The sequence below is a fragment of the Microbacterium sp. P5_B6 genome (assembly GCF_056400345.1).
The window spans coordinates 1-5,686 of record NZ_JBFULL010000042.1 but is presented as its reverse complement, the minus strand read 5'-3'; the positions used below and the strand labels follow the sequence as shown (position 1 = coordinate 5,686).

Sequence of the window (5,686 nt, the reverse complement as noted above, 5' to 3'; positions counted from 1 at the left end):
GTGTAGCCCCCGTGCGTGGCACCGAACAGCACGCTGTCGACCGGCTCCTGGCCGTCCGTGGGGTAGGTGAACTGATAGAACCGGCCCTCCCAGTCCGCCGCCGGCGGAAGGAAGACTCGGAAGGTGACATTCGTCCCCTCGAAGTGACCCTCGACGAGGTGGGACAGTGCGGGCGCAGTCACGTCAGTGCGAGCGTCGATGACAGGCTGCCCGTAGACGGGGTCGGTGCAGATCGTGTCGATCCACATGGGCCCGCCCGCCGACGCGCTCTTGCAGTCGGTTTCCGCCGCGGCGGCGCTTATCGGCGCAGCCGACCCGAGCACCAGAGCTCCTGCAATCGCAAAGGTCGCAAGTCGTCGCTTCATCGCTTCTCCAACATCTTGGGTGGTGTCGCACTCATCACCTAGGAAGGAGCGCGCAGTCAAAGATGTCAGGTGGGATCGCCCCGTGCTACTCAGTTGCGCAATATGCATTCCGGCAGGGATTGTTCCGCCTGGGTGGCGTATCGTCCGGCAATTTCTTCGTGCGCCTGCGGCTTCGCCAGTATGTTTAAGCCGCGTCAGGTTCGTTGCGCAAAAGCTGGGAGGCCGTGCATGGATGAAGATCGCGATGGCGCTGTGACACTGCAGACCATTGCGGCTGCAGCCGGCGTGTCGGTCTCTTCGGTTTCACGCGTGCTCGCCGGGCGGGGAGACCTCAAGCGCGAGACACGCGAGCGGGTCCTCGAAGCTGCCCGTGCCCTCAATTACGACCCGACGGGAGTCAAGCGGGGGCGACCCACGGCGCTGGACCCACGCCTCATCGAGCTCGTCCTGGGCAGCTTCGACGACGCGTGGACGGATGCGGTCACGACTGGGGCGCGTGATGCGGCGTTCCGGTTGGGCTTCGATCTCGTCCTCACCCTGGAGCGTGACGACCCGGCGGACGACTGGCCAACCCGAGTGGCTACTCGCCGGCCGTCCGGTGTGATCATCGGCATCATCCGTCCCACCCACACCCAGCTCGATCAGCTCCGCGGTCTGCGCATCCCGATTGTGCTGCTCGAACCGCGATCGGACCCGGAAGGTGAGTTGGCGAGCGTCGGGACCACCGATTGGCAGGGCGGTTACGACGCCGGTGCCCATCTGATCCAATCCGGGGCCGTCCACTTCATCGTCGTGACCGGAACGCCGGCGTACCGGTTCGGCCGGGCGAGGGAGGAGGGTTTTCGGAAGGCGATTGCGGAGCTCGCTCCCGAGGCTCGTGTCGATCACATTGATGGGCAATGGACCGAGGCCGTCGTCACCGAACCGATGCTCAGGGCGCTCGCCGCTGCGCGCGCACCCACGGGAGTATTCGCATGCAACGACGAGATGGCGTTCGCCGTTTACCGGGCCGCGAGCCGCTTGGGTCGTCGTATTCCCGAGGACCTCCGGGTTGTGGGATTCAATGATGAGCCCCGTGCGGCGGCAGCCGCGCCCCCACTCACATCGGTGCAGCAACCCTTGCGGGAAATGGCGGGACGTGCGGTCGAACTTGTGAAGGAGCTGCGTCTGCGCGATACCAAAGACTTCGAGCGCGTGGAGTTGCCGTCGACGCTGGTCGCGCGCGACTCGACCGCGTCAACGCCGTTGGCACCGTCGCACCAAACGCCTAGCGCCGGCGATCAATAGACGTAGGTCCGAATCCGCAGCACTCCGGTGGTCTCCGTGTTCTGACGGATCGGAAAGGCCTCGGATTGAAGCTGCTCGATCGCGGGTAGTCGAATCCATTCACCGCCGCCGATCTCATCGCCGTTCAGGCGACGGCGCACCTCCCACGCATCAGTGCCGCATTCGACTTCTTCGACGCTTAGCCAGCCGGCCCTTCGGCCGGCGGGGTTCAGCGCCCTGATGGCGAACCCCCGGCCGATGACGAAGTATTCGTCTTCTGCGACGCGAGCGATGCACCCCACCCCGTTTCTCGGAGTGGGGAAGATCTCCGCGAGGTGGTTGCGGGTGACCTCGAGAGAACCGTCGATGAAGAGTCGCCGTGTCGGATCGGTCTCCGTCAGCGTGAACCCATGCATCTCCGCGCCCGGGTACTCCGCGATCACGCGTCCCACCGCCGTGAGGAGGCGGTAGGCGTCTTTCACGTCAGCGAAGTGCGGATCCTCCTTCCCCATCAAGTCGAACGCGAACGGTGCCACGCCCGCCGCCTTCAGCTCCCCCACCGCCCGGAACATCTGCTCCACACCGACGCGGTTGCATTGCATTTCCGGGATGAACAGGATGCCGTCGATCGATGCATATTCGTGTGCGATCGCATCGAAGGTGCCGAAGTAGAGGTCCGGCGCGAGGAAGTCGAGCGCGGGGGCGAGCGCCCGCCAGATGCTGGCAGTGTGCCGAAGCGGGCCTCCGCTCGGGTACACCCCGGGTTGCGTTCCGCCGCCGAGTGCGAACGAGGTCTCGCCGCCGTCGTTCTCGGTGTTGGCATCGACCCAGGCGTTGGCGTACAACGGCACCTCGAACGCTGCACGACCCTCTCGAGCAACTTCGTTCAGGTACGACGCGTAAGCGGTCGCCATAAAGGCCTCGTCCGCTTCCTCGCCGAAGACGGTCTGCCAGTCCTGCTGCCCGACATCGCCGGATCGCTGCGCCGCATCCCAAAGACGTCCTGCGCCGGAGTGGCGGACGGCGTCCAGTACCTCGATCGGAACAGGATCACCCCAGCGCTCCGTCGCGAGTGGGCTGTGATCCCTGGCTTGCCCGAGCACGCCTACCTCGTTCTCCACCTGAACCATCAGCACCGTCTCGCCATCATCATGCTCACTGAAGTGGCGCATCAGTGCGGCGAAGGCTCGCGCATCCGCCTCCCGCGCGCTCTGTGAGAACGGGGAGATCGCTTCGATTGCTACGCCCCCCGCCGTCTGGATGCGAGGAAAGCGGCGTGGATCCTGCTTCACCCATTGGGGCGTGTAGGTCGACATACCGTTCTTCCATGTGCCGAACCACAGCGGGATGACGTGGAGGCCGCGGTCGCGAGCGGCGCTGGTGAGCGCATCCACGATGGCGAAATCGAACCTGCCCTCTTCCGGTTCGATCAGTTCCCAGGCCACGGGCGCCAAGACCGTGTTGACTCCGACCTCCACGGCCGCGTCCAGTGACCGCTGTATCGCGCTGGGAGTGCTCGAGCCCGAGTTGTGCAGCTCGCCGCCGACGATGAGGAAGGGGCGCCCGTACAGCATGAAACGTCCCTGCTGGAACCGGCGGTGTGGATCAGTCATGTGAGCCTCCGTAGTGGTGTGAAGCGTCAAGAGGGCGAAGTCCGGTCCAGCGCACCCAGACCGCGGCTGCGCGTCAACTCGCGAAGTCGTCGGCCGACAGCGTCCTGGAGGGCGTGAGGAAGGAAGACAAGCGCGGACCCGACCGTCCGCTCCTGCACCCACGAGCGCGACTGCTCGAACGCTTTGGCAGCATCGGGATCTTGTCGGGCCAATGCGTCGGCGACGGCATCGTAGGCCTCAAGGTCGTCGATCAGGACGCTCAGCGGGGTGTTCAGTCCTTCGAGGGGCGCCGGCACTTCCCTGCGCACCGGGGCGAACAGCCGCACCACGTGTTCGCCCGCGTCCAGTGGCGTTCGCGCTGCCGTGAATGGGTCGACGAAGACTGCTTCCACGCCTTGGGGGACCAGAACTGTCCCGATCCACTCCCCGCCGTTAACAGCCCAGGCGATGGCGGCCCGGCCGTGCGGCGTATCGATCGTGCTGGACGCGCTCGTCAGTATGCCTGGCGCCAGGGGCGCGAACTCGATGCGTCCGTAGCCCGGGGCGGCCGGCGCGATACCGGCGACTCGACGATGGACGAAGTCGATGACTGCGCCGAGCGCGTAGTGGTTGAACGAGGTCATCTGGCCGGGATTTACCCTGCCGTCCTCCAACAGACTGTCCCACCGTTCCCAGACAGTCGTTGCACCCTTGAGCACCGGTGCGAGCCAGGACGGGTGCTCGGTCTGCAACAGCACCCGCAATGCTGCCTCAGGGTGACCTCCGTCTGCGAGCGCGTCACAGAGAAGCGGCGTTGCGAGAAACCCGGTCGAAATGCGATATCCGGCTTTGCGGACAAGGTGAAAGAGCCGCCTACGCCAGGCTGCGGTGAGCTGGTCTTCGCCGCCCGCCAATCCGAAGGCCAGGGCCAGAGTGTACGCAGCAACGGAGTCCGAGACGAGGCGTCCGCGCGAGGTTGCGAACGTCGCCAGAAAGGCTGCACGGACTTGCTCCGACCACTCACGAGCCGCGGCGGCGGACTCCGTCTCGCCTACGATCGCGGACGTTTCCGCCAGAATCCATGCCGATCGATATGCGTAGGCAGTGGCAACAAGATCGTGGTCCGTGACCGCGAGTCCGGGATCGTCCGGCGGCGCCGCGGGGTCCAGCCAGTCCCCGAATTGGAAGTCCCCCTCCCAGATGCCATCGCGCATGCGGGAACGGACAACGTTCACCCAGTCGAGCATGCTGGGGAGCGACGCCCGCAGGATGCCCGTGTCGCCGTATCGCTGATATAGCGCCCACGGCACTGTGACAGCTGCGTCGCCCCAACCTGCGACAGGAGTGGTGATGTCGCGAAGCGGATCTGGCACGAGGACAGGAACGACGCCCCGTCGATCGGCCTGTTCCAGCCGCAGATCCTCGAGCCAGTTCTCGAGGAAGGTGCGGACGTCGAAGAGTGTCGCCGCCGTGGGCGCGAAGACCTGTATATCGCCGGTCCATCCGAGACGCTCATCGCGCTGGGGGCAGTCGGAGGGTATCGAGAGGAAGTTGCCGCGTGCACTCCACACAACGTTCTCGTGGAACCTGTTCAGGAGCTCGGACGAGCTCTTGAACCAGCCGGTGCGGCGCAGGTCCGTTCCGATCACCTCGGCCGTCACGGCCGCGGTGGGAAGCTCTTGGTCCGGCCAGCCGGAGATCTCGGCGTGACGGAAGCCGTGAAATGTGAATTGGGGCGACCATTGCTCGGGGCCGCCTCCGGCCAGGATGTATGTATCCGTCGCTTTTGCTGCTCGCAGAGGAACCGTCGCGAGCTCGCCGTCCGCTAAAACCTCGGCGTGACGGATGACGATCTCGTCGCCCGCTGATCCGTTGACCTTCAGACGCAGGCGACCGACCAGGTTCTGCCCGAAGTCGACCAGGAATCGCCGATCTCCAAGCGGCTCTACCGAAACCGGGGGCAGGCGTTCGGTGACGCGTACCGGCGGAGCTGTTCGCAGAGTGCACTTGACGCTGGTTGGAACGCTCTTCGCAGGCGCCCAGTCATCGGGTTCGAACGAAGTCGCGTGAACGCGATCGTCGCGAAGGCGCGCGTCGTACGTCTCGCCGTCGTAAATGCTGGAAGCGCGGACCGGACCGTTGGCCGAAGTGAGCCAGTTCGAGTCTGTGGCGATTCGCATCCGTTGCCCGTCACGGAACTGCATCTCCAGGATCACCGCCGCCGAAGGCTGCTCACCGTACCAGTGTCCCTTGTTGCCGAGATGGCCGAAGTTCTCGGTGTACCAGCCCCCTGCAACTTCCAGGACCATGACGTTGACGCCCGTCCGAAGCAGGGGGAGCACGTCGAAGGCATCCGCCGTCATCCGGTGCTGGTAGGCCGTCCATCCGGGCTTGAGCAGGTCATCGTCGGCGCTGCCACCATTGATGTAGAGGTGGTGGGCACCGAGTGCCGTCGAGTAGAGG

4 protein-coding genes are annotated in these 5,686 nt (G+C 65.3%); 1 reads left to right on the top strand and 3 read right to left on the bottom strand.

All coding sequences use genetic code 11. From position 1 onward, the window contains the following. The coding region (locus tag AC1DP3_RS17850) for a hypothetical protein (RefSeq protein WP_477295637.1) at window positions 1-365 on the bottom strand (365 nt) is incomplete at its 3' end. Window positions 366-593: 228 nt separating this feature from the next. Here AC1DP3_RS17850 and AC1DP3_RS17845 point away from each other — a divergent pair. After that, entirely contained in the window at window positions 594-1,652 is a 1,059-nt protein-coding gene (locus tag AC1DP3_RS17845) for a substrate-binding domain-containing protein (protein WP_477295636.1), read from the top strand. On the opposite strand, the gene AC1DP3_RS17840 is transcribed toward AC1DP3_RS17845, so the two are convergent. Both AC1DP3_RS17840 and AC1DP3_RS17835 read right to left on the bottom strand, forming a co-directional pair. Next, a complete protein-coding gene (locus AC1DP3_RS17840) occupies window positions 1,646-3,244 on the bottom strand; it encodes a DUF5597 domain-containing protein (RefSeq protein ID WP_477295634.1) in 1,599 nt (532 codons plus the stop codon). The two genes, AC1DP3_RS17845 and AC1DP3_RS17840, sit on opposite strands and share 7 nt — an antisense overlap. A gap of 26 nt (window positions 3,245-3,270) precedes the next feature. Then, window positions 3,271-5,686, bottom strand: a 2,416-nt coding sequence (locus AC1DP3_RS17835; protein WP_477295632.1) for a family 78 glycoside hydrolase catalytic domain, incomplete at its 5' end; no start/stop codon positions are given.

Bases quoted from the DNA above. Each gene is read 5' to 3' on its own strand.
- AC1DP3_RS17845 (WP_477295636.1), top strand. From the start codon at position 594: ATGGATGAAGATCGCGATGGCGCTGTGACACTGCAGACCATTGCGGCT.
- AC1DP3_RS17840 (WP_477295634.1), bottom strand. From the start codon at position 3,244: ATGACTGATCCACACCGCCGGTTCCAGCAGGGACGTTTCATGCTGTAC.